This window comes from Alkanindiges illinoisensis (assembly GCF_004377485.1).
GTDB lineage: Bacteria > Pseudomonadota > Gammaproteobacteria > Pseudomonadales > Moraxellaceae > Alkanindiges > Alkanindiges illinoisensis_A.
Map to the genome: position 1 here is coordinate 40319 of NZ_SNTY01000011.1, position 22447 is coordinate 62765.

A 22447-nucleotide genomic window follows, 5' to 3' on the forward strand; every position below is an offset into this window, starting at 1 on the left:
ATACAGTTCAGCCAATGTGAAATCAAGACAGAATAAAGTTAAAACGAACAAGGCTAGGGCAAAATGATATTACTGAGCTTCCAGCCCAATCCTGAACGGGTGAGCACATAGCGCACAGGCTGACGTTCAGGATGCTGCTGAACAATACTAAACTGGTTTACATTATCAAAATGATATTGCCACTGTGTATGAGAATGCGTGGAGTGTAATGCATGAACCGGATAAGTGCTGCTGGCTTGACTGGCAAGCGGCTTGCCCATTTGTACTTGCTGATAATCTGTGGTGTTTTCATTAAGACCATCTTCAGCACCAGACCAGCCCTCAAGGTTGTTGAGATCATTTTCAAAACTGCGGATATTGCTTACCAGTGTAATGATGGATGCAGGCGTTACGGTGCGATTCAACATGCCATCAATGGCCTGATTGGCAATATTGTAAGTCAGGCTACCGAAAAAACTGCCATTCTGGCGCAAGGAGATTTTTTGCTCCAGTTTGTCTTGTAACTGGATTTTCAAGTTACGCTTTAACAGGGCAAAGTCAATGTAATGAGCTAGATCATCACTACTTTTTTGCTCAACTGCCTGTTTAATTTGATAAACCGTGTAATAGGGACTTACGATCTGCCAGACAATAAAAGCCAGAAAGACTAAAACAGCAGTCCACTGCTTTTTCATATCCATTAACCACTCGTTACGCTAACAAGTGAATCAGCCTAACCAATAACACGTGTTCACAGATTTCTTTTTTTGTGTAGGTTTGTGTTAAACAGTGTAACCAAGCGGTTAATTTTCTAAGAGCGCTTGCCATGCTTTAACACGTTGTGCTACCTGATCCATGTCAAGATTAAGGACATCTCCGACCACTGCATACAAGTCGATATTCAGATTTATCAGTGGCTGACTATTTTCCACTGTCAACCCGCCAATTACACAAATGGGTAGCTCAAACTGGGCCTTGGCCTGCTGTAGGGTTGCCATACTAACGCGCTGTGCATTGGGCTTGGTAAATGAAGGAAATACCGCACCAAAGGCCAGATAACTGGCGCCTTCTGCAACGGCCTGCTTTGCAAGCTTCAATGAATCATGGCAAGTCCTGCCAATAATCGCCTGCGTTCCAAGTTGCGCTCTGGCGTCAATCAGTGAGCCATCCCCCTGCCCCAGATGCAAGCCGCAAGCAAACTGTCGCGCCAGTACCAAATTATCATTAATAATTAACGGCACCTGATATTGCTGGCAAAGCTTCAATAGTGTTTCAATTTCCCTAACTTGCTGGGCAGGCATTACCTGCTTTCTACGGTACTGAATGAATGCAATAGGCCCACTTTGCAATGCAATATGCAATTTTTGATACAGCACATCAAATGGATCGTCATTGGTAATTAAATACAGTCCGCGCATTAGGGTATTTTCCTTATCACAGGAATATAAGCCTGTAAAATTGATAAATCATCTGCATAAAAAAGCGCAGTAGTGACGCAATGCCTTAATAACAGTGTTAACTGTATTTGGCAAAGCTCCACCCTGCGCTTTTAATACACCGCTGCTTTTAAAGCAATGGTTGAATGCCCATGTCAAATCAGGCTTCTTCTTTAATACCTGTCATATCTACTGGGGTATTTTCAGAAGACACATCAATCACAGTACTTTTTACTGCAATCTTGGCCTTATCATTACGACGCGCTTCCAGTCGATCCAGATAGCCATCATCAATGCCTTTGGTGACATAAACGCCATTAAATACCGAACAGTCAAATTCCTGTACTGGCGATTTGCGACTCTTGGTGGCTTCAATCAGGTCTTCCAGATCCTGAAAAATCAGACGGTCTGCACCAATAATCGTGCGTACTTCCTCAACACTATGGCCGGATGCAATCAGCTCACTCTTGGCTGGCATATCAATGCCATACACGTTGGGAAACTTCACTGGTGGCGCAGCAGATGCAAAGAACACCTTGGTTGCACCAGACTCACGGGCCATCTGGATAATTTCATGGCAGGTGGTGCCGCGTACAATTGAATCATCCACCAGCAATACATTCTTGCCTTTAAATTCAAGGTCAACCGGATTTAACTTCTGGCGCACTGATTTCTTGCGCTGCTGCTGACCCGGCATAATGAAGGTACGGCCAATGTAGCGGTTTTTCATGAAGCCTTCACGGAACTTCACACCCAGATGATTGGCCAGTTCCAGTGCTGCGGTACGACTGGTGTCCGGAATTGGAATCACCACGTCAATATCATGCTCTTCGCCCCACTCACGCAAAATTTTCTGGGCCAGTTTTTCACCCATGCGCAAACGTGATTTATAAACCGAAATACCATCGATAATGGAATCCGGACGGGCAAAATAGACAAACTCGAAAATGCACGGTGCGTAACGGAACTCTTTAGCACACTGCTTGGTAAAAATCTGGTTATCCGAATTAATGAAAATGGCTTCACCGGGAGCGACGTCCCGAATAACCTTAAATCCTAATGAGGTCAGCGCTACTGATTCGGAAGCAATCATGTATTCAACACCGCCCGCTTCGTTCAGGCGCATGCCATAGGTTAATGGACGGATACCATTAGGGTCACGAAAACCCAGCAAGCCATGACCGGTAATCATGGCAACTACCGCATAAGCCCCTTCACAGCGCTGATGTACCCGGGAAACCGCTTCAAAAATATCATTTTCGCCAGGAATTTCTTTGCCTAAAGCCTGTAGCTCATGGGCAAATACATTCAGCAGCACTTCAGAATCTGAATCAGTATTGATATGTCGCAAATCGGTCTTAAACAGGTCTTTGCTGATTTCAATGGCGTTGGTCAGGTTGCCATTGTGTGCCAGTGTGATCCCATAAGGTGAGTTCACATAAAATGGCTGGGCCTCGGCACTACTGGACGAACCAGCTGTTGGGTAGCGCACATGCCCAATCCCAAAATTACCCGCCAGACGCATCATGTGACGTGTATGAAACACATCACGCACCATGCCGTTTTCCTTGCGTAAAAACAGGCGACCATCCTGGCAGGTCACAATTCCGGCGGCATCCTGTCCGCGATGCTGTAACATGGTTAAGGCATCATATAACGTTTGGTTGACTGGCGCTAAACCGGCAACACCAACGACTCCACACATAGCGACCTCGCAGACAGGCTAGGTAAATAAACTGATTGAATCAACCAGCTAGACAAACAAGAGATAAATCAGGAAAACGGATTAGGCACTGTATCGGCAGCATCACGGCGGCCTACGTTGTGCTCATACTGGTCAACCGGCTCGGCAGACAACTCTGGTTCTTCACGAGCATCACGGGATTTTACTTCATCCCACACGTGTCCTGCTACATGTTCCGACATTTCAACAGCCATTGGCGCATAAGGTGACAACAGCGATACCATTCTGGATTTTTGCCAGTAGGGTGATTCAGCCACCCACGGCCCCAGCAACTGGATTGCAATCATTAAGATCAGGGAACCTTTGGCAGCCCCAAAAATGCCCCCTGCCGCCTGTTCGGTTAGACCAAGCTTTAGGGCTTTAAACAAGCGACGCAGCACATTGCCAATTATAGCTGTCACAAACAACACCAGTGCTGCAATCGTGGCAAACGCCGCAATTTTCTGGACGACAGGATCATGCGTCAGGACAGAAAAACTGGGAGCCAGGGTTTGTGCAAAACGGCTACCCAGTACGAGTGCCAATAGCCAGCCAATCAGACTGGTTAGGGAGCGAATCAGGCCACGTTGTAGCCCTGTCCATGTTGCCCACATGATGATCACCACACTGGCGATATCCAGATAATTCATGATCTGTTAGCGCACCGCTTTAACACAGTCATTAATGAGGTCTGGACCCTGATAAATCAAGCCACTATACAATTGCACCAAGGATGCGCCAGCATCCATCTTGGCTTTGGCCTGATCACCGTTTAAAATTCCGCCTACCCCGATCAAGGGGATACGTCCCTGCAAATGCGCTGCAAATGCTGTCAAACATTCGGTACTTCGGTCAAAGACCGGGGCACCCGACAACCCACCCGCTTCATCTCCATGCGGCAGTTCAGCAACGCCATCACGGGATAAGGTAGTATTGGTGGTAATCAGGCCATCAATTTCAAAGCGGATTAACTGCGCACTAATAAACGCAATATCTTCCGGGCTTAGATCCGGTGCAACCTTAAGTACCAGTGGTACATAATGGCGGTGTTTTTCAGCCAGATAAAGCTGTCGTTGTTTTAATTGCTGTAATAAATCGGTTAAGGCATCACCACTTTGCAGGCTACGCAAGCCTTTGGTATTGGGTGAAGAGATATTAACCGTAACATAAGAGGCGTAGGGATAAACCTTATCCAGACAAATCAGGTAATCATCTACTGCTTTTTCAACCGGCGTATCTGCATTTTTGCCGATATTAATGCCAAGCACCCCTTTATACTTGGCTGCCCTGACATTTTCAACCAGCTTGTCTACGCCATCATTATTAAATCCCATGCGGTTAATAATGGCTTCGGCTTGAGGCAAACGGAACAAACGCGGGTGCGGATTGCCGGACTGCGGGCGTGGCGTGATAGTGCCAATTTCAATAAAACCAAAACCCAGTGCGGCCAGTGCATCAATATAATCGCCATTTTTATCCAGACCAGCGGCAAGTCCCACGGGATTATCAAATGTAATTCCCATGCAGGTAACAGGCTGGTTAATTTTTAGATATAGTCGGGATAGCAGACCGGTTTTTTCGGCCAGCTTGAGCGAGCTTAGCGTTGCATGATGTGCACGTTCAGGATCAAGGGCAAACAGGGCTGGACGTGTAAACTGATAGAGCATGAACAAAACAGGCTGGGTGCGATAAAGCGCAATTATAACTGTCTCGCTGTTCAGTTGCTACCTGTTGATCTTAAAACACCTGGTAAAAAGCAAGCTATTGCAGGAATTTATCAGGTCAATACCATCTGGCCCAATTTATCGACCCTGTTATGTTGCATTTAAAAGCTGCATTTAAAACAAAATGGGCTAGCCCTGTTTTAATGAGGCCTTTAACTGCAAGTCACCGGATGGATTCTGGCTGATATCCAGTTGCTGGATACTCACGCCCTGCTCGGCCAGCCGCGATAGCCAGGTTCCCAGCACTGCAAAATTCTGATGCACCACACTCACCTGTATCTGATCACCCGCAGGCATTTGCGACACGGTCAAACCCTGATTTTGTGCGGTGGTTTGTATGATCATGTTTAGAGGCATCTGGTCGCCCTGGGACTGGCGAATGTTGGGTGCCTGAGAGCGCATCCACAGCAGTAGCTCGCGTTCTTCAGTAGCCTGGGTTTGAGCCTTGTCGGCTGCCTTGTGCAATGCCCAGATACTATAGCCAATTGAAGTAACAATTAAGAATATCGTCAGGATAATCAGTGCAAAGCGGTCACGTGGTGAAAGCTGATCCAGTCGCTGCTGCAACCGGGCAACGCGCTGATTAAAACGCTGGTTAAAATTAGCTGCCAAACTCATAATTGCACCCGAATTAAACCTGATACCTGTCCATTGGCCGGATTCACTGATCCAAGTTCAGCATTTAAACCCTGATCACTCAACTGGGAGCGCAAGGATTCTAGCGCAGGCAAACCACTGGCAATAATAGTCAGCTCCAGCACATTGTCACGATATTGCACCTGACTGGCCGGCAAATTGGCCTGCTGTAATAATGGCCCTACCCGGCTAATCAACGACAGTGCCGTTAGATCCATTGAGCTGTTGCTTTGCAGGTGTGCTTCGAACTGTCTTTTCAGGTTAACAATCCGTCGCTCCTCTGGAAACCAGCTTTGGAACTGCTGCACTGCCATTGCATGGGTTTGCTCAGCTATTTTGTGATAGCGCCATGTTCGCACCCCATCATAAACCATCTGTACCAGCAAGGTTGCTACCAGCACCGCAGCAATTGCTGGCCAGTACCCAGACAACGGGGCTTTGGCCTTTGGCAACACATTAAATGGATGACGAATATATTGAGCATCCGTTAAGGATGCCGGGGTTGTTTCCCATGCATACAAACTCACAGCTAGACCGGCAATACCCTCAATGGCCAGCTGATCCTGCTCAGTCGGCTGGCCCCAGATATTAAGTTGTACCAGTTCCGGCAGGTAATCCAGCAAAATGGTCAGGTCGTCAGCACAATAGGCTACATAGCGGCCTACACGCAGAATACGTTGCTGCTGATGAATAATCAGCTGGGCTTCATTGAGCTGGGTTGGTGCTGGCACCAGTAAAAAATCCGGGAGCAACGCCTGAATACGCCAGTTTCCCAGTGCCATGATATTCTGATAGTGCCCAACCAGACTGGCAGGTAAGGCCATGATATTGATGTGCTCGCTTTCATCAATCAGGGTTTGATCTGGCTGACCCTGATCCAGCTGATAGTGAACCGCCAGTTGGTCAACGGGAACCAGTGCATATTCTTCAAGTAGATAACGCACGCCAGTTGGTCCAAGCTGGCGCAACTGCTGACGGGTCATGGGCTGCCGCAAGATCTGGGTGCTGCTGGTTGGAAAGAAAACAATAGCTTCTTTCTGGTGTTCTGTTGCTGTTGCCTGTAGCAGTTCATCCCAGTTGGCTGCCGTCTGCCAGGCATCAGTGGCATTAACACGCCAGTGCCAGGCAGCATCGCCTTCTGGCATCCATAAATACAGCATGGGTTATTTTTCCCTGATTTTAATAGTGCAGTGGTTGTGTCAGCTTAGCGTGACCACGTCTTGCCGTCATCATATAAAAACATGGGCTATAAATCTATGCCAGCCTAAAAGATTATGCGGCAGTTCCTGGCAGCAAAGGGTTAATGCCATTACGGCACCAGCCTTGCCTGCTCAACTGACAACCCCGGTGCAATGACCGCTTGCTCATACACACGTGCTTCGGCCAGCTCAAAACTGCGCGGTGACTCGCCAACCAGTAAACCGCCCAGATAAGCCACAATATTCATGTGACATACCACCACAATGCATTTTGCATCCAGTTGCGATAACCAGTCCAGTGCTGGTACCGCTTTGTCGTCTGGCTTGATGTGCGGATAAATAATGACAGGAATGTCAGTACAATAGGCATCAAAGGCCTGTCGGGTTTGCTGGGCACGAATCAATGGACTCACCACAAATAAATCCGGCTGGTAACGCTGAATGAGCTGCTGTGCCGTTGAAGCAGCCTGCTGCTGGCCACGTCCTGTGAGCACGCGGCTGGCATCACTGTGCAGGCTGCTATCCATAGGGGCTTCAGCTTCGCCATGCCGCATTAGAATTAGTTGCATTACCTGTCATTTCCTATGGGCTGGTTTACATGAATGAACAAGATGAAGCCTTGTGGTTTAAACCTGTTCATGCGGCAGGACAAACTCCACATCACTGCGATGCCCATTTTGCATGAGCGACAAGGCAATACCCAGTGGCGGTTTTCCTTCAAAAATCACTTCGTACAGCGCATTGGTAATGGGCATATACACATTTAGCAATCTGGATTGCGCACTCACCTGACGAATGGTATTAATGCCTTCTGCGGTCTGCCCCAGGGCTGCGATTGCTTCCTCAAGATTTTTGCCTTGTCCCAGTGCATAGCCAATCTGGTAATTCCGGCTGAGTGGACTGCTACAGGTGGCAAATAAATCACCCACACCCGACAAGCCCAAAAAGGTGAGCGGATTAGCGCCCAGCGTTACCGCAAATCGGCTCATTTCTGCCAGTGCGCGGGTGAGTAGCATACTGCGGGTATTCTCGCCCACGTTATAGGCTGCACCCATACCCATAGCAATGGCATAAATATTTTTCAGCGCACCGCCCAGCTCCACACCATGTACATCAGAGCTGGCAAAAACCCGGAACAGAGCGCTATGGAGCGCAGTCTGCACGGCATTGCGCAAGGCCTCGCTGGTACTGGCAATGACTGTCCCTGCGGGCATATTGGCCACAATTTCCTTGGCAAGGTTTGGCCCCGAGAGCACACCAAAAGGCACTTCTGGCAACTCCTGCTGAATGATGTCGCTCATCAGGCAAAAGGTTTCTGCTTCAATGCCCTTGGTGAGCGATACAATCGCCTGCCCGCTAATCATTGGCGCAATTTGCTTGAGCACATCACGATAGGAATGGCTGGGAATCGCCACCAGAATAATATCGCGGTTAGGCACCACATCTTCCAGCTTGCTGCTAAATTGCAGGGTTTCTTCCAGTTGAAAATCAGGCAAATAACGCTTGTTGCGTTTGGATTGCTGCATGTCCTGTGCAGCCTTTTCGTCACGAATCCACATACAGGTTTCGCAACCATTACGTGCAGCAAGGTTAGCCATGGCAGTACCAAAACTGCCGCCACCCAGTACTGCCACGCGTAATGGGGTTGCCGGTTTTTCACGTGGGGTAATTAATGCCGAAATATTAAAATCATTCATCATGTTAGGTTCTACCAGTCCAAAGTCTGGACCATTCAATTTCAATTATAGTAAAGTTCAATATAGCAAATCGCCAAATGATATTTGTTGCTTAATCCGGCACTTATACATGGGCCCAGGATTACAGCAAAACTTCAAACAGCGATTATTAATATGTTAAGCCTGTCTGGTTGGCCAGTCAGCCAGAAAATCATTCACTGGCAAACGCTCGCGGGGTGCCAGTTGACGGGCTGCCGTGCCAATATAAATAAATCCGGCAATTTCATCATCGGATTTTAGTCCCATTTTTTGCTTGAATACCTCAGACTCTGCCATTGCACCTGTACGCCACATTGATGCATAGCCCTGCGCAGTCAGCATTAACAAGAAGTTTTCAATGGCTGCGCCCATACTAAGCACTTGCTCTACTTTAGGTACTTTGGGATGTATTTGTGTATTCACAATAGCCACCAGAATTAATGGCGCACGCAAGGGTTGTGCCAGTGCCCGTTCGTGCTGGGTCGGATCAGTGACACCAGATTCCTGCACACATTCCAGAAAAATTTGCCCAAGCGCTTGGCGTCCTTCACCCCGTATCTGCAAAAACTGCCAGGGACGCAAACGGTGATGATCCGGTGCACTTATAGCGGCCTGCAATGCCTGCTCAAGCTCGGCCTGTGTGGGCGCTGGCTCTACCAGCTGGCCTACCGATTGCCGACTTTCAATGAATTCCAATAATTGCGCTGGAGCTATTGGCTGCGTCATGGGAATTCCTCAGTAATTTTTATGTCAATCAAATCAGAAGATTCAAAACTCAATTTAAGGGTAAATAGCCTGAAGGGTTAATCTGTTCAATTTCTACCACGCTATTTTGCGGCTTTATCATTTTCTGCTAGCCCGTTTCCTGATGACTCATTTTCTAGTGCTTTATGTTGCACAGGCAATGCTTCACCAGAACGACGTTTTAGCCAGTCAGTCACAATCACCCAGGTTGTTTTTACGGCTTGAGTTCCCGTAAACAGCCCGGCATGACCACCCGGAACCACCTCAAAACTTTTATCCAGTGAACCCACCACCGTCATCACTGCACTGGCCGCACCAATACTGGTAATCGCATCATTGTCACCTGCAATCGCCAGCAAGGCACATTTAATATTTTTAAAGCTGATCTGGCGTCCACCAATATGAAAATGCCCATGATTCATGCGATTGGCCAAGCCAAATTTTTCAATCATCTCGCGCATGGTAGCTCCCGGATAATCCGGCATATTGGTAAACCATTCATTCATGGTGGTATAGCGGCTAACATAATCCTGATTGCTGATATTACGGATTAAATCAATATAACTGCTTAGCATGGCTGTGGGTTGTGTGAGCTGAAAACCAATTGAAAGCAGCTTGCCATTCACATGAAACAGTTTTGAATTAAAATCATTTAAATCAAGGCCTGTGAGGCGGCGCATCATGCTGGCCGGTATTGAAAGCAATTGATAAGCCTTACCTATAGCACTACTCATCTGATGCATATTTACCGGGGATGCAATAGTGACTAGATTCTTAACCTGATTTTTTCCTTCGGCAGCGGTATAAATCAGTGACAATAACCCACCCATGCAATAACCAACAATACTAACCTGCACCTGTCCGCTATGCTCGCGAATCACCGCAACGGCTTTTGGAAACCAGTTTAATGTATAGGTTTCCAGTGACAAATAATTTTCACTGCTACCCGGCCGCCCCCAGTCAATCATATAAACCGCAAAACCATGCGCCAGAAAATAACGCACCAGTGATCGTTCAGTCATCAGGTCAAACACCCAGCCATACACGCCTAGCGGAGGCACCAGCACCAGTGGAATGGCATAGTGTTTTTGTGACACTGCTATGGTATCGCCTTCAACCTGAACGCGCTCTTCAAGCAAAGGCGGATAATAATAAACAGAAAACAGACCCTCGCGTAGCAATTGCTGACGGATACTTTTATTTTGTAATAAATAACGATGGCGCGAAAAACGACGGCCTGTCGAATGCTTAAATGCGGCTTTGCTGTATTCAACAAACGATAACCGTGGAAAATGAAATGCCATGCAGTGATATCTCGTAATGCACTAAAGCAGGAAAGCTGATCTAGAGTAGCAAATTTCCAGAGATGGGGCGAACAATCCGAGCAAAACACATAAAAACCCTTTAATTTTTGCTTGATGATTTGTCATAAAAAAGAAAGGATTTAACTTAAAGCACACAGTTTGGCAAACGAAGTGTTATCGAAGCTCAGCCCTTCTATGTCCATAATTCTTCTAAAATTTGAGCTATATTTTTTTGAGCCAAGCTCTGGAGCCCGACAATGATAATGCAATTTACCCCACTCGCCACATTAGCATTAATAGGCCTGATCCTGACTGGTTGTGCCAGTACGCCCAATGCCACCACCGCCATCCAGCGCGAAAATAATCAGTTTGAAGTTACAGGTCTGGGCAAGTCCAAAACTATTGCCACGAATAATGCGGCCAGTGCAGCCAATAAAACCTGTCGCAGCAGCACGCCCGTGGTAGTGAATCAGGACATCAAATACAATGGGGTCGTTAGTGAGCAAACCGGGCGCATCATTGAGCAGGCAGCCAGTGTTATCGGTGTATTAAGTGGTTCAGGCAGCAATTCCATCAGCCGTGATGATGATTACGAAGCAACTTTAACTTTTTACTGCAAAAACTAAATCGGCCTCTATAAAGTGCATTAATTGATCCAGCACAGTAAAATGTCAGCTCAATGAGCTGACTTTTTTATATTTCAAATAATAGACTTCTTTCATAAGTTGTACCAACTCGCCTTCGACAGGCTCAGGCAGCGTTGGTAGAGCTTGTCGAAACCAGACTTATGCAAGAGATCTAATAATGACCTAAATGGATATGATATCCTAAGCTTAGCGATAGCCATCCAGACGTTGCAAAGGCAATTTCTGGCCAATTGCTTTTTCTAGATCGGCCAGTAAAAAGGCATCATCTTCACTGGCAAAACTGATACTAATGCCATTTTCACCAGCACGGCCAGTACGTCCAATCCGGTGCACATAATCTTCGGCATGTTCAGGCAGGGTATAATTCACCACATGGCTTACTCCATCCACATGGATACCACGCCCTGCTACATCTGTTGCAATTAGAATCTGGATTTTGCCTTGCTTGAACTGATCCAGCGTTTTAATGCGTTTATCCTGTGCAATTTCGCCTGACAAGATACCAACGCTATAATTCTGCTTTTTTAAACGATCATAAAGCTTACGCACCTGATCACGGCGATTAGCAAAAATCATTACCTTATCAATAGGTTCCTGGGCTAAAAGCTCTTTTAACAAGCGCTCTTTTTCCTGATTACCCACAATATAAACGCGCTGCTCTACCCGTTCGCTGGTTTTTTGCTCTGGCTCAATTTCAACCGTGACCGGCTCAAATAGCCATTGTTGCGCCAGATTTAGTACATCGTAGCTAAATGTTGCCGAAAACAATAAGGTCTGGTGATTTTCCTTAATCGGAGCCTGACGCAGGATGCGCTTGACCGATGGAATAAAGCCCATGTCCAGCAAACGGTCTGCTTCATCAATCACTACAAACTCAAGCCGATCCAGCCAGACTTCCTTTTGATCCATAAAGTCCATCAGGCGACCCGGTGTTGCCACCAGAATATCTACAAAGTTTTTATCCAGCCCTTTGCGTTGCAGGTCATAATCCACGCCGCCCAGCAATGTCACAATATTAATATTGGTATGTTTGCACAATGCCTTGGCATCACTTTCAATTTGCAGCGCCAATTCACGGGTAGGCGCCATAATCAGGGCACGCGGTTCACCCCGGTAGCGTTGTTCTTCAATCGGATGGTTTAACAGGTCATTCAGTACGCTAATTAAAAAAGCTGCGGTTTTGCCAGTCCCTGTCTGGGCGCGCCCAATGGCATCATGCCCTGCCAGCGTATAGCGTAAAATCTTTTGCTGAATCGGAGTCATGTGATGATAGCCAAGATCATCAATGGCACGACGCAAGGAAGGATGCAAATTAACCGCGTCGAAGCTTGAACTCATATAAACCTTTCTTTCATAAAATAAATTTTTTGGCCACTTGCGTTAAGGCCTTCTTTTCACCCAAAAAAATACGTCCCAGCACTAATGCATGGGACGTACATTCTAGCGGCATTTAATGCACATGAAAACATGTAACACCAACTCGCTATCTAACGCCAGATGGATAAAGTGTCTTTAAAAGATTCTTTACCCGTCTGTGCATTACTGCTTTTTTCAGCAAAATTAGTCTAAAGGCTGAACTTCTTCAGCTTGAAAACCTTTTTGGCCTTTTACTACAGTGAATTCAACACGCTGACCATCACGCAGAGTGCGGTGACCGTCGCCTTGAATTGCACGGAAGTGAACGAATACATCGTCACCGCCATTGCGCTGAATAAAACCAAAACCTTTAGTATCATTAAACCACTTTACAACACCTTGCTCGCGCGCTGACATATGTCAATCCTCATATAAAACAAAAGAAGGACTGTCCGGTGTTGCAACAGCAGAGAAACACAGACCATCAAAAAACTTATTTCTTGTTGTCGTAGTCATTCTGTATATCATTCAACAATTCCAGATCAAATCCAATACCGTATTAAATGAATACTTAATATCGATATGATTTGAGCTTAACATGAAGTGAGCAAGGTGCAAAGCCAGAAACGATATTGTTTGTAATTAACATGGGATTTCTGTCACATTTACCCAAAATTGTTTGATTTTTAGCCATTTTTATCATGTAACAGTTTTTTATCATTTTTTAGAGTCATGCCTCACCAAAGCATTTTATAATAAGTTCAGCAATAAATACGTGTTACGAATAGATAAATTCCATGCCAGTGAACTCTAAAATGCCGTTATATAAAAATATCGATGCCACAGGACTTGCCTGTCCCTTACCGCTATTGAAGTTAAAGCAGGCATTGCACAGTATGGGAGCTGGTGAGCAAGTGGTTTTAAAGGCCAGTGATGCAAATAGTTTGACTGATATTAAGCGGTTTTGTGAAATTTCAGGACATTCTTTTGAAATAATTAGGCAGGAAAATCAACTGTTTGAATTTTTAATACAAAAGAAAAATTCATAATTTTTAACAAGTTTACCTGATGATACGGTTTGTTGTAACTTTACACAACTAAACCTAATTTCTGCATCGTTAATTATGCTATAACCTTTATAATTCAACATTAAAGCAACAGGGCCAGCCTTTAAAAGCCCTTATCAAGGAGTTTTCATGAGCGACAGCACTAACCAGCTGATGCCCTTGTCTTTAACCGCTCCCGGTGTAAACCTGGGTGCCTACATCAGCACTGTTAACCAGATTCCAATCTTAACGGCTGAGCAGGAAAAAGCGCTTGCTGATCGTTATTTTTATGATCAGGATGTTGATGCTGCCAAGATGCTTGTGATGTCTCACCTGCGCTTTGTGGTTCATATTGCCAGAAGCTATGCGGGTTATGGCCTGCCTCAGGCTGATTTGATTCAGGAAGGCAATCTGGGTTTGATGAAAGCGGTGAAACGCTTTGACCCTACAATGGGCGTTCGTCTGGTATCGTTTGCCGTACACTGGATTAAAGCGGAAATCCATGAATTTGTTATCCGTAACTGGCGAATTGTTAAAGTGGCCACTACAAAGGCACAGCGTAAATTATTCTTTAATTTACGCAGTTTGAAAAAAGCCAGTCGCAAACTAACGCTGGACGAAGCGGCAGCCATTGCACAAGATTTGAATGTAACGCCTGAGCAAGTGCTTGAAATGGAAGGCCGCCTCACAGCTTATGATGCTTCCTTTGAAGCGCAAACCGACGATGACGATGAAGGCCGTGTTGCCCCAGTCATTTATCTGGAAGACAGTCGCTATGATCCGGCGCGTGAAGTTGAGGACGCAGACTGGGAAGAACACAACAATAATGCTCTGCATGATGCCATGGGTATGCTTGATGACCGTTCACGGACTATTTTGCAACGACGCTGGCTGGATGATGAAAAATCTACCCTGCACGAGCTTGCTGCCGAATACAATGTGTCTGCTGAACGTATTCGTCAACTGGAAAAAAATGCCATGGAAAAAATCAAGACAGCCATGATGGCAGGTTAGAGGGTGGCTGGTTGAGAAATCATGGCTGATTTATTGATGTTCTAAAGTCAATCCTGTGGTTAATTCCAGAATCATAAATAAGAGCCATAAAATAGAGATTTATGGCTCTTTTATTTTGGGCGAAATGCTGAGTAATCCGTTGAACCTTGATGATCTTGCCTATGGCATTCATGGTTATTTAAGCTGGTTTTGGGTAAACTAGCAGCCTGCATACTACGGACTCATTTTGATGTGGATTGCTATTGCGGCTATTAATCTGGCTATTGCCGTTGTGCTTGGTGCATTTGGTGCCCATGGCTTAAAAAGTCGTGCTTCGGTTGATCAACTGGGCTGGTGGCATACTGCAACCGAGTACTTTTTCTATCATGCCCTTGGTTTACTGGCTATGGGCATTTTGATGAAAATCCTGCCTGAGCTGTCATTCAAAATACCAGCAGCACTTTTGCAGTTGGGAATCATCATTTTTTGTGGTTCATTATATCTGATGGCGCTTGGTGCTCCACGCTGGTTTGGGGCGATTACGCCGCTTGGCGGCTTGGCTATGATTGCTGGCTGGCTTGGTCTGGCATGGATTATGATTCGGGCGCAAACATGAGTAGCAACATGAACACCTATACCAACGTACACATTAATGGCGAAGCCAGACAGGTGAAATCTGTCACGCTGGCAGATTTGATCATCGAACTTGGCTTGCAGGATAAACGCCTTGCCGTGGAGCTGGATGAAATGCTGGTGCCAAAAAGCAAACATGCTGAAACCGCATTATATGAGAATGCAAAAATTGAAATTATTCAAGCTGTTGGTGGAGGTTAATTGATGTCACAGCTCAACACACATTTAAGCAGCGCTGATTCAGATCTCATCCAATTGAGTGATTCATCCAGCAAATCTGACCAACCATTAATAATTGGCTCTCGACAGTTTAATTCCCGTCTATTGGTAGGCACTGGCAAATACAAGGATCTGGCTGAAACCGGCGCTGCTATTGAAACCAGTGGTGCTGAAATTGTGACAGTTGCCATTCGTCGGGTGAATATTGGACAAAACCCCGATCAGCCAAACTTGTTGTCAGTTATTCCTCCAGAAAAATATACCATTTTGCCCAATACGGCAGGCTGTTTTGACGCCGATAGCGCAATCCGTACCTGTATGCTGGCGCGTGAATTGCTGGATGGGCATAATTTGGTCAAGCTGGAAGTACTGGGCGACCAGAAAACTCTGTATCCCAATGTGGTACATACCTTAAAGGCAGCACGCACCCTGATTGATGATGGTTTTGAGGTAATGGTTTATACCTCGGATGACCCAATCATTGCGCAGGAACTTGCAGACATGGGCTGTGTGGCCGTGATGCCTTTGGGCAGTTTGATTGGCTCTGGCTTGGGCCTCACCAACCCGCACAATATCCGCCTGATTCTGGAAAATGCTGCTCAAAGCAAAAATCAGGTGCCCATTATTGTTGATGCAGGTGTGGGTACAGCCAGCGATGCAGCCATTGCTATGGAGTTGGGATGTGCGGGTGTGCTGATGAATACAGCCATTGCGGCAGCACAACAACCAGTACTGATGGCGTCTGCCATGAAAAAAGCCGTTGAGGCTGGCCGCGAGGCTTATCTGGCAGGACGTATGGCTCGCAAGCCTTATGCAGCAGCAAGCTCACCAGAAACCGGTTATTTCTTTAAATAATTTGTCGTGGCATGCATTGAATTAAGGGGCAGTATTTGCCCCTTTTTATTTAGCATTTTTAGGTGCTGTCAGCATGAGAAAGCTACACCAAACCTTCTTGTTTTAAACTTTTTTGGACTGCTGGATATTCACTCACCTTTTGCTTATGTACCTGCAAATTGGAAAACTGGCTTAAATCCAGTTTCATATTGCTGGCCCAGGTTAAAATCACAAACAGGTAAATATCGGCAATACTAATGATATCGCCAGTGACATAAGCCTGCTGCGCCAAAACCTGATCAATATAGGTAAAGCGATTGTTGATTTTATCTTTAGCAGCTTTTTTAGCTTCATCACTGGAAGCAGGATTAAATAGCAGCGCAAAGCTTTTATGAATTTCTGAACCAATAAAAGCCAGCCATTCCACCACACGGATTTTAGGCAAGCCCTGTTCAGGAAATAAATGATAATTTTGCTGACTTTCCGATAAATACTGTGCTACTGCTGGCAATTCGGTAATACGCTCGCCACTGTCCAGCTCCAGAGTGGGAACATAACCTTTTGGATTAATCTCATAATAATCACGGCCATCTTCTGTTTTATGGGTTTTTAAATCTACCCTGACCAGTTCATATTCAACGCCCATATCATTGAGGAGCACATGAATGGTTAAAGGACAGGCACCGGGTGAATAATACAATTTCATGAGTTAATCCCTGAGCTGGCAATAGTTTAGGATTTTAGCAGCTTGCAAAAACAGCAGGTTTTGGCCTTTGTTTCAGCATGTTGTGTTTGCATTAATAGCTCAGATAAAACAGTGTGCTGACTTAAACGGTGAGCTGATCAACGCATAGGTGAGCTAAAGCTCATCACTTGGTCAATCCGGTGCTTATCCATAAGTAACATCAGTAAACGATCCAGCCCAAAAAAAATTCTACCCTGCTTTAGTATAGTCTGTTGATTTTCTATAACCTGTTCGGCCTGTGTCACTTGTCCACTTACCAGCTTTAAGCCATCAATGTATAAATTAAACTTGGCTGCTACTGCCATGTCATCATCATTAATATCGGTCTGCGCTGCGGCTGTTTTCTCAACCGGGAAATCTGTTAAAAACATAGGCTGGTTATAGCCCAGCGTGGGTTCGACAAAATGGCAAAATAGTCCGTCTAGCCATGCCAGCCGATCCTCGCCATAATTAATATTCAAGCCAACACGGCGCGCCAGATTCTTAAGCTGTTTAAGGTCTGCCTGATGCGGATTCATATCAAGCCGTCGTGCAAAGATATCCTGATAACTGATCGTTTCAATATCAAATTCATAACCAAATACGTGTGCCAGCAAATCCTGGCTGTCCTGCATGAGTTGCGTAAAAGTGGCATCAGGTGTGTACCACGCCAGCATGGAAAATTCACTGCTGTGTTTACGCTTGTGTTCATGCACATTATTAGTGTGCTGAAACACCTTGCATATCTGGTAAATCGCGCCACAGCCACAAGCCAGTAATTGCTGCATGGCCAAGGCAGGCGAAGTCTGCAATGAGATTTGTGGATCGCTACTGTGTTCTCCAGTGATGTGCTGCTGGACGATCATGGCTCGATTATCACTGTGTGCAGTTGCCTGCAAAATGGGTGTTTCCACCTCTAGCACCTGACGCTGGCCAAAAAACTCACGAATATGCTGATATAAAATGGCCCGCGCGCGTATGGCCTGTAATCTGTCCGACTGCTGGGAAGTAGATGTATTCATGGAGCAGGTTTCCGGCTATGGCAGTGGCACTAGAATAATAAACAACACTTTCAATTTTGATTACAACACCTGATCACCATAGGCCGCCCACTCACGGCGCAAAGGATAAGTTTTACGCAAATAATCAAAATGGGTAGCATCAACCATACCCTCTGTATTGAGCCCTGCCCGCAAGGCTTGGTCATCCGCACGGATATCATAGAGCTGTGGCAGCAAAGCCAATAACTGGGTTTGCAAAGGCTGGTCAGAATTAAATAACTCTGGCATGTCAGCAAGCTGGCTTTCAAATTGCTTTGGCGCATCCAGATTAAAATGCTGGCAAAAGGCCTGATAGATCATTTGCGTGCCGCGTGCCTTGCCTTCCAGACTGTATCCTGCAATATGGGGCGTGGCTAAAGCCAGATGATCCAGCAGATTTTGGCTAATCACCGGTTCATGCTCAAATACATCCAGCACTACCAGACGCCGTGTTTTTGCAATGTCATCCAGTAAGGCCTGCTCGCTCACCACTTCACCACGGGCTGAATTGATGAGAAAACAATCGGGTTTCATTTGGGCAAAGGTGTCTGCATTAAATAAATGATAGGTAGCGTGAATCCCAGTCCGGGTAAGCGGTACATGAATGCTAATGGCATCTGATTGTGCCAGCACTTGTGCAAAGTTTAGGTTTTCCACATCTGGCAATTGCACATTTGGATCGGTGCCAATCACGCGCCAGCCCAGTCGCTGTGCAAGCATTGCCAGTCTGCTGCCGACATTACCAAGGCCCACAATACCTAAGCAAAAATCTCTACCCGCATGAATCTTTTCAGGCTGCAAGGTTAAAATTGCTGTTACTACATATTCAGCCACAGCTTGTGCATTGCATCCCGGCGCATGGCTTACCTCGATGTTGGCCACAGCAAGACCTGTCAGATCAATATGATCGGTGCCAATGGTTGCACTTCCCACAAATTCAACTGCCGAGCCTTCCAGCAATGCTGGCGTGACCTTGGTCACTGATCGCACTAGCAAGGCATTGGCGTGATGCACGTCACTGGCCTGAATGCCACGCCCTGCCCGGTATTCAATATCGGCCAGATCCGCAAAAAAATAATCAGTCAGCGCCAGGTTTTCATCTGCAATAATTTTTAGCGGTTTGTCCTGCAATGTCTTTTGGTTCAAAACGGCGTCCTTATGGCTGATTGTTGATAGAAATGACTGCTTCAAACATAAATGGGCTTAACTATATTTGTTTTAAAATCAGTCTTGCCTGAATCACTCTCGACGTAAAATCATTAACGGTGATGTATTCCAGAGTGGGCGTAAACGGGACTGGCCAATAACCAATGCCAGACATAGCATAATAACTGGCAGGATAATCCACCAGCTATAATGCAGGCTAAAAGGAATGCTTAAGCGCCAGCTCATCAAGCCAGCCACACTTTCTGCCAGAACAACAGCCATCAAACCAGCCAGTACCCCAATCATGGCCATTTCCAGACTTAAACGCAGGCGCAATTGCTGGCGCGACAGGCCAATTACCCGTAACAAAATAACCTCTGACTGACGCTGGTCAACCAAAAGTTGCAAACTGGCCAGCAACACCAGTACCCCTGCAATGGACACCAGCCCGGCCAGAAGTGCCAGCGCTTGACCCAGAACTTCCAGCAAGCGGCGCACTTCGTTTAACACTGCATCAATATCAATAAATACCGTGGTAGGGAAATCGGCAATAACTTGGGCCAGTTGCTGATGCTGTGCCGGAGGAACATAAAAACTACCCAGATAACTGCCTGCAAACTGATCCATGCTACCGGGCGAATAAATAAAGAAAAAGTTTGGACTAAAGCTATCCCAGTTAACACTACGAATGCTAACCACAGTAGCGATCAAATTACCTTCTGGCAGGCTCATGGTGAGTTTATCGCCCAAATTAATGCCCAGACTGGTGGCGGTTTCCTGCTCTACCGATACCTGATTAACAGCACTGAACGGCTTACCGGCCAGCACCTGATTATCGGCTGGAAACTGGCTGGACTGGGTCAGGTTAAGCTCACGGCGCAAACTATTGTGCTGTTTGATTTGCGCTGCACTAAAGGGCTGGTCATTTTTGGCAATCAAACGGCCTTTAATGTTGGGATATAGCGGTGTACCTTGCCATTGCTGTAATTGCAAACGCCGCACAAATTCATCTTTCTGGTCTGGTGGTAAGCCATACACAAACTGGTTAGGTGTGCCCTGTGGCAGGCTGGTCTGCCAGCGTTGCATTAGGTCATTACGCAGGAATAGCAAGATGGTCAGTAAGCCTAGTCCTAGTGATAAAGCCAGAATTTGCAGGCTGATTTGCCGGGGCTGACGGATATAGCTTTGGCCAAAACCAGTTTTCTGAATGAGTTTTAGCAGCAGTAGTGTGATGACATATAACACTGCGAGTAATACCAGCACACCACCCAGCAAGGTAATACTCAAACCCAGCTTGCCAGTTTGCACCAGTAAAAAAATAAACAATGCTTCAAAAGCACTGCCACCAATCAGGATTTTTGACCAGCTAAAATGCTGCTCCATCCGGCGAATAACCCGTAACGGTGACACATAAATCAGCCGCAATAAATCAGGCACTGCAAAACCCGCCAGCAGTACAGCAGCTGCAAAAATACCGGTCAATAGTGGCATGCCCAGCAAAATGACCGGCTGAAACTGCAACTCCAGTGCCGGTAGTGCCTGATGTAAAATATGGAGCAAACCATAACTAACCCCGGCACCCACAATAGTGCCGCTAATGGCAGCAGCCAGCAGTAATAACCCCAGCAAGCCCAGATACACCATGATCATTTGCCGATGGCTCGCGCCCAGACAGCGCAGCATGGCAAACTGGTCAATTTGTTCAGTTACATAACGCTGGCAAGCCAATGCAATCGCAACCCCGCACAGCAGCATGGTCAGGATACTGGCAATTTGTGCATAGTCATCCAGTGTTTGTACTGGACGCATCAAACGGGTATTGCCCTGACTGGCAACACGCAGTTGCACACCCTGAGGCAAGTTATCCTTATAGCGCTGTTCAAAAGCCTGCACCTGTTGCGGCTGGCCTGCCATGATCAGCCGGTAATCAATCCGACTGCCCACTTGAATGGCCTTGGTTCGTGCCACATCCTGCTGATTAATGATCACCGTGGGTGAAAACCCGCTCATACCAGTTTCCTGATTGGGGTCTCGCACAATGGAAGCTGCTACCTTAAAGCTGGCATCGCCAATCCGAATCTGGTCACCTAGCCGGACTTTGAGCAAGTCAAACAAACGTGGGCTTAACCAGATGGTTTGCGGCGCAGGAATCGGCATGGGCTTTGCTCGCGGGCTAATGCTGAGCTCGCCGCGTAATGGAAAGCCGGGATTTACGGCTTTGACATTAACCAGCACAAACTGCTCATGAGCCTGTGCCATACTGCTAAACACTGTCGTGGTATTGGTACGCAACTGCTGATGTTGTGCCCGCTGCTGCCATACTGCATCTAGCGGCTGGTTGCTGCTCAGTACCAGGTCTCCTGCCAGCAATTGTCCGGCTTGCTGATTAATGGCAATACGTAGCGTATCACTGGTAAAGCGCAAGGCCGTCGTGGCAGTTACCGCCAGCACCAGTGAGGCAAATAGCATCCAGACGCCACGTCCTGCCATACTCTGGCGCAGCATTAAGATAAACAGTCCCATGTCCTACTCTCCCGACACAGAACGGGTCAAATGATCCTGATAACCCTGTTTTAAAATACCGTTTTCAGCCAGCACCGGACTTTCCTGAAAATGGCCATCCTGCAAATGCAGTTGCCGGTTACAACGGCTGGCCAATTCCAGATCATGCGTCACCAGCACCAGTGTTGTGCCGCGTTCCCGGTTTAAACTAAACAGCAAATCCTCAATCGCGCGGGCGGTATGACCATCCAGATTTCCGGTGGGCTCATCAGCAAAAATAACCTGTGGCTCAGTCACTAATGCACGGGCAATGGCTACCCGTTGCTGCTCTCCGCCGGATAATACCCGTGGTGTTTGCAGCATCCGGTCCTGTAAACCCACCCGTTCCAGCAACTCCTGACTGCGCAGGCGTGCCTGGCGTGGCGATACCGTTTTACTCAAGGTTAAGGGCAGCATGACGTTATCCAGTGCCGACAAATGGTTTAATAACTGAAAAGACTGAAACACAAAGCCCAGATAATGCAAACGCACTCGCGCACGTTCATCTTCGTTTAAATCATGCAATGCCTGTCCACACAGGAAAATGCGGCCTTGCGTGGCTTGGTCCAGTCCGGCTAGCAACCCCAGCAAGGTTGATTTGCCCGAGCCGGAGCGCCCAGTAATGGCAACCTGCTCTCCGGCCATAATGCTCAGGTTGAGCTGATGCAAAATGGTGATTTCACCAGTTGCCGTCTTCACGGTTTGTTCAAGTTGCTCTGCCATAATGATTGGCTTGGACAGTGTGGGCTGAGCGCTGGATAAACCTTCTGCAACAGTTTGCATTGGCTCATTCTGCTTTAATAGTTGT

24 protein-coding genes are annotated in these 22447 nt (G+C 46.6%); 6 read left to right on the forward strand and 18 right to left on the reverse strand.

Annotated elements, in window-relative coordinates:
* Positions 1 to 53: 53 nt before the first annotated feature.
* From E2B99_RS03055 to E2B99_RS03105, 11 genes are all read right to left on the reverse strand, one after another.
* Complete coding sequence (locus E2B99_RS03055) at positions 54 to 674, reverse strand: DUF2939 domain-containing protein (RefSeq protein WP_166738975.1); 621 nt, start codon at positions 672 to 674, stop codon at positions 54 to 56.
* A gap of 108 nt (positions 675 to 782) precedes the next feature.
* Entirely contained in the window at positions 783 to 1397 is a 615-nt protein-coding gene (gene thiE / locus E2B99_RS03060) for a thiamine phosphate synthase (protein WP_134243511.1), read from the reverse strand.
* Between the two features lie 178 nt (positions 1398 to 1575).
* Complete coding sequence (purF, locus tag E2B99_RS03065) at positions 1576 to 3120, reverse strand: amidophosphoribosyltransferase (RefSeq protein ID WP_134243512.1); 1545 nt, start codon at positions 3118 to 3120, stop codon at positions 1576 to 1578.
* A gap of 68 nt (positions 3121 to 3188) precedes the next feature.
* Positions 3189 to 3788, reverse strand: coding sequence for a CvpA family protein (locus E2B99_RS03070; RefSeq protein WP_134243513.1), 600 nt, complete (start codon positions 3786 to 3788; stop codon positions 3189 to 3191).
* A 6-nt stretch (positions 3789 to 3794) separates the two neighbouring features.
* Positions 3795 to 4805, reverse strand: a complete 1011-nt coding sequence (locus E2B99_RS03075) for a quinone-dependent dihydroorotate dehydrogenase (protein ID WP_134243514.1) — start codon at positions 4803 to 4805, stop codon at positions 3795 to 3797.
* A 186-nt stretch (positions 4806 to 4991) separates the two neighbouring features.
* Entirely contained in the window at positions 4992 to 5480 is a 489-nt protein-coding gene (gene gspM, locus E2B99_RS03080; protein WP_134243515.1) for a type II secretion system protein GspM, read from the reverse strand.
* Positions 5477 to 6658: a type II secretion system protein GspL gene (gene gspL / locus E2B99_RS03085; RefSeq protein ID WP_134243516.1), complete on the reverse strand. Its 1182-nt coding sequence runs from the start codon at positions 6656 to 6658 to the stop codon at positions 5477 to 5479. The genes gspM and gspL overlap by 4 nt, the downstream gene beginning before the upstream one ends.
* Before the next feature lie 149 nt (positions 6659 to 6807).
* On the reverse strand, positions 6808 to 7266 hold the full coding sequence (locus E2B99_RS03090; RefSeq protein ID WP_134243517.1) for a SixA phosphatase family protein: 459 nt from the start codon (positions 7264 to 7266) through the stop codon (positions 6808 to 6810).
* A 57-nt stretch (positions 7267 to 7323) separates the two neighbouring features.
* Entirely contained in the window at positions 7324 to 8397 is a 1074-nt protein-coding gene (locus E2B99_RS03095; RefSeq protein WP_430981441.1) for an NAD(P)H-dependent glycerol-3-phosphate dehydrogenase, read from the reverse strand.
* Positions 8398 to 8550: 153 nt separating this feature from the next.
* The gene (locus E2B99_RS03100) at positions 8551 to 9138 is read right to left on the reverse strand and encodes a nitroreductase family protein (protein WP_134243518.1); all 588 of its coding nucleotides are present in this window, start codon (positions 9136 to 9138) and stop codon (positions 8551 to 8553) included.
* A 101-nt stretch (positions 9139 to 9239) separates the two neighbouring features.
* Positions 9240 to 10460 carry an alpha/beta fold hydrolase gene (locus E2B99_RS03105; RefSeq protein ID WP_134243519.1) on the reverse strand — a complete coding sequence of 407 codons (1221 nt, stop codon included), beginning with the start codon at positions 10458 to 10460 and terminating at the stop codon, positions 9240 to 9242.
* 263 nt (positions 10461 to 10723) lie between these two features.
* Between E2B99_RS03105 and E2B99_RS03110 the strand changes: the two genes are divergently transcribed.
* Positions 10724 to 11086: a hypothetical protein gene (locus tag E2B99_RS03110; protein WP_134243545.1), complete on the forward strand. Its 363-nt coding sequence runs from the start codon at positions 10724 to 10726 to the stop codon at positions 11084 to 11086.
* Positions 11087 to 11293: 207 nt separating this feature from the next.
* Here the strand turns inward: E2B99_RS03110 and rhlB are convergent, their stop codons facing one another.
* Together rhlB and E2B99_RS03120 are read right to left on the reverse strand one after the other, a co-directional pair.
* Complete coding sequence (gene rhlB, locus E2B99_RS03115) at positions 11294 to 12445, reverse strand: ATP-dependent RNA helicase RhlB (RefSeq protein WP_134243520.1); 1152 nt, start codon at positions 12443 to 12445, stop codon at positions 11294 to 11296.
* Positions 12446 to 12667: 222 nt separating this feature from the next.
* Positions 12668 to 12880 carry a cold-shock protein gene (locus E2B99_RS03120; protein ID WP_026470832.1) on the reverse strand — a complete coding sequence of 71 codons (213 nt, stop codon included), beginning with the start codon at positions 12878 to 12880 and terminating at the stop codon, positions 12668 to 12670.
* Between the two features lie 380 nt (positions 12881 to 13260).
* On the opposite strand from E2B99_RS03120, the gene E2B99_RS03125 reads away from it, so the two are divergent.
* From E2B99_RS03125 to E2B99_RS03145, 5 genes are all read left to right on the forward strand, one after another.
* Entirely contained in the window at positions 13261 to 13512 is a 252-nt protein-coding gene (locus E2B99_RS03125) for a sulfurtransferase TusA family protein (RefSeq protein ID WP_134243521.1), read from the forward strand.
* Positions 13513 to 13659: 147 nt separating this feature from the next.
* On the forward strand, positions 13660 to 14523 hold the full coding sequence (rpoH, locus tag E2B99_RS03130) for an RNA polymerase sigma factor RpoH (protein WP_026470834.1): 864 nt from the start codon (positions 13660 to 13662) through the stop codon (positions 14521 to 14523).
* A 229-nt stretch (positions 14524 to 14752) separates the two neighbouring features.
* Positions 14753 to 15118: a DUF423 domain-containing protein gene (locus tag E2B99_RS03135; protein WP_134243522.1), complete on the forward strand. Its 366-nt coding sequence runs from the start codon at positions 14753 to 14755 to the stop codon at positions 15116 to 15118.
* Between the two features lie 8 nt (positions 15119 to 15126).
* Complete coding sequence (thiS, locus tag E2B99_RS03140) at positions 15127 to 15336, forward strand: sulfur carrier protein ThiS (RefSeq protein ID WP_134243546.1); 210 nt, start codon at positions 15127 to 15129, stop codon at positions 15334 to 15336.
* Positions 15337 to 15339: 3 nt separating this feature from the next.
* Complete coding sequence (locus tag E2B99_RS03145) at positions 15340 to 16209, forward strand: thiazole synthase (RefSeq protein ID WP_134243523.1); 870 nt, start codon at positions 15340 to 15342, stop codon at positions 16207 to 16209.
* A gap of 82 nt (positions 16210 to 16291) precedes the next feature.
* On the opposite strand, the gene gstA is transcribed toward E2B99_RS03145, so the two are convergent.
* From gstA to E2B99_RS03170, 5 genes are all read right to left on the reverse strand, one after another.
* Entirely contained in the window at positions 16292 to 16894 is a 603-nt protein-coding gene (gene gstA / locus E2B99_RS03150) for a glutathione transferase GstA (RefSeq protein WP_134243524.1), read from the reverse strand.
* A gap of 137 nt (positions 16895 to 17031) precedes the next feature.
* Positions 17032 to 17934, reverse strand: a complete 903-nt coding sequence (locus E2B99_RS03155) for an amino acid--tRNA ligase-related protein (RefSeq protein WP_134243525.1) — start codon at positions 17932 to 17934, stop codon at positions 17032 to 17034.
* A gap of 60 nt (positions 17935 to 17994) precedes the next feature.
* Entirely contained in the window at positions 17995 to 19098 is a 1104-nt protein-coding gene (locus tag E2B99_RS03160; protein WP_240687707.1) for a 4-phosphoerythronate dehydrogenase, read from the reverse strand.
* A 93-nt stretch (positions 19099 to 19191) separates the two neighbouring features.
* Positions 19192 to 21621: an ABC transporter permease gene (locus E2B99_RS03165; RefSeq protein WP_134243526.1), complete on the reverse strand. Its 2430-nt coding sequence runs from the start codon at positions 21619 to 21621 to the stop codon at positions 19192 to 19194.
* Positions 21622 to 21624: 3 nt separating this feature from the next.
* Entirely contained in the window at positions 21625 to 22380 is a 756-nt protein-coding gene (locus E2B99_RS03170) for an ABC transporter ATP-binding protein (protein WP_134243548.1), read from the reverse strand.
* Positions 22381 to 22447 lie beyond the last annotated feature (67 nt).

Coding starts and splice junctions, on each gene's coding strand:
- E2B99_RS03075 (WP_134243514.1), bottom strand. CDS start 4,805: ATGCTCTATCAGTTTACACGTCCAGCCCTGTTTGCCCTTGATCCTGAA.
- E2B99_RS03095 (WP_430981441.1), bottom strand. CDS start 8,397: ATGATGAATGATTTTAATATTTCGGCATTAATTACCCCACGTGAAAAA.
- E2B99_RS03120 (WP_026470832.1), bottom strand. CDS start 12,880: ATGTCAGCGCGCGAGCAAGGTGTTGTAAAGTGGTTTAATGATACTAAA.
- E2B99_RS03135 (WP_134243522.1), top strand. CDS start 14,753: ATGTGGATTGCTATTGCGGCTATTAATCTGGCTATTGCCGTTGTGCTT.
- E2B99_RS03070 (WP_134243513.1), bottom strand. CDS start 3,788: ATGAATTATCTGGATATCGCCAGTGTGGTGATCATCATGTGGGCAACA.
- E2B99_RS03055 (WP_166738975.1), bottom strand. CDS start 674: ATGAAAAAGCAGTGGACTGCTGTTTTAGTCTTTCTGGCTTTTATTGTC.
- E2B99_RS03090 (WP_134243517.1), bottom strand. CDS start 7,266: ATGCAACTAATTCTAATGCGGCATGGCGAAGCTGAAGCCCCTATGGAT.
- E2B99_RS03155 (WP_134243525.1), bottom strand. CDS start 17,934: ATGAATACATCTACTTCCCAGCAGTCGGACAGATTACAGGCCATACGC.
- E2B99_RS03110 (WP_134243545.1), top strand. CDS start 10,724: ATGCAATTTACCCCACTCGCCACATTAGCATTAATAGGCCTGATCCTG.
- E2B99_RS03125 (WP_134243521.1), top strand. CDS start 13,261: ATGCCAGTGAACTCTAAAATGCCGTTATATAAAAATATCGATGCCACA.
- E2B99_RS03100 (WP_134243518.1), bottom strand. CDS start 9,138: ATGACGCAGCCAATAGCTCCAGCGCAATTATTGGAATTCATTGAAAGT.
- E2B99_RS03165 (WP_134243526.1), bottom strand. CDS start 21,621: ATGGGACTGTTTATCTTAATGCTGCGCCAGAGTATGGCAGGACGTGGC.
- rhlB (WP_134243520.1), bottom strand. CDS start 12,445: ATGAGTTCAAGCTTCGACGCGGTTAATTTGCATCCTTCCTTGCGTCGT.
- E2B99_RS03145 (WP_134243523.1), top strand. CDS start 15,340: ATGTCACAGCTCAACACACATTTAAGCAGCGCTGATTCAGATCTCATC.
- rpoH (WP_026470834.1), top strand. CDS start 13,660: ATGAGCGACAGCACTAACCAGCTGATGCCCTTGTCTTTAACCGCTCCC.
- E2B99_RS03105 (WP_134243519.1), bottom strand. CDS start 10,460: ATGGCATTTCATTTTCCACGGTTATCGTTTGTTGAATACAGCAAAGCC.
- gstA (WP_134243524.1), bottom strand. CDS start 16,894: ATGAAATTGTATTATTCACCCGGTGCCTGTCCTTTAACCATTCATGTG.
- purF (WP_134243512.1), bottom strand. CDS start 3,120: ATGTGTGGAGTCGTTGGTGTTGCCGGTTTAGCGCCAGTCAACCAAACG.
- gspM (WP_134243515.1), bottom strand. CDS start 5,480: ATGAGTTTGGCAGCTAATTTTAACCAGCGTTTTAATCAGCGCGTTGCC.
- gspL (WP_134243516.1), bottom strand. CDS start 6,658: ATGCTGTATTTATGGATGCCAGAAGGCGATGCTGCCTGGCACTGGCGT.
- thiS (WP_134243546.1), top strand. CDS start 15,127: ATGAACACCTATACCAACGTACACATTAATGGCGAAGCCAGACAGGTG.
- thiE (WP_134243511.1), bottom strand. CDS start 1,397: ATGCGCGGACTGTATTTAATTACCAATGACGATCCATTTGATGTGCTG.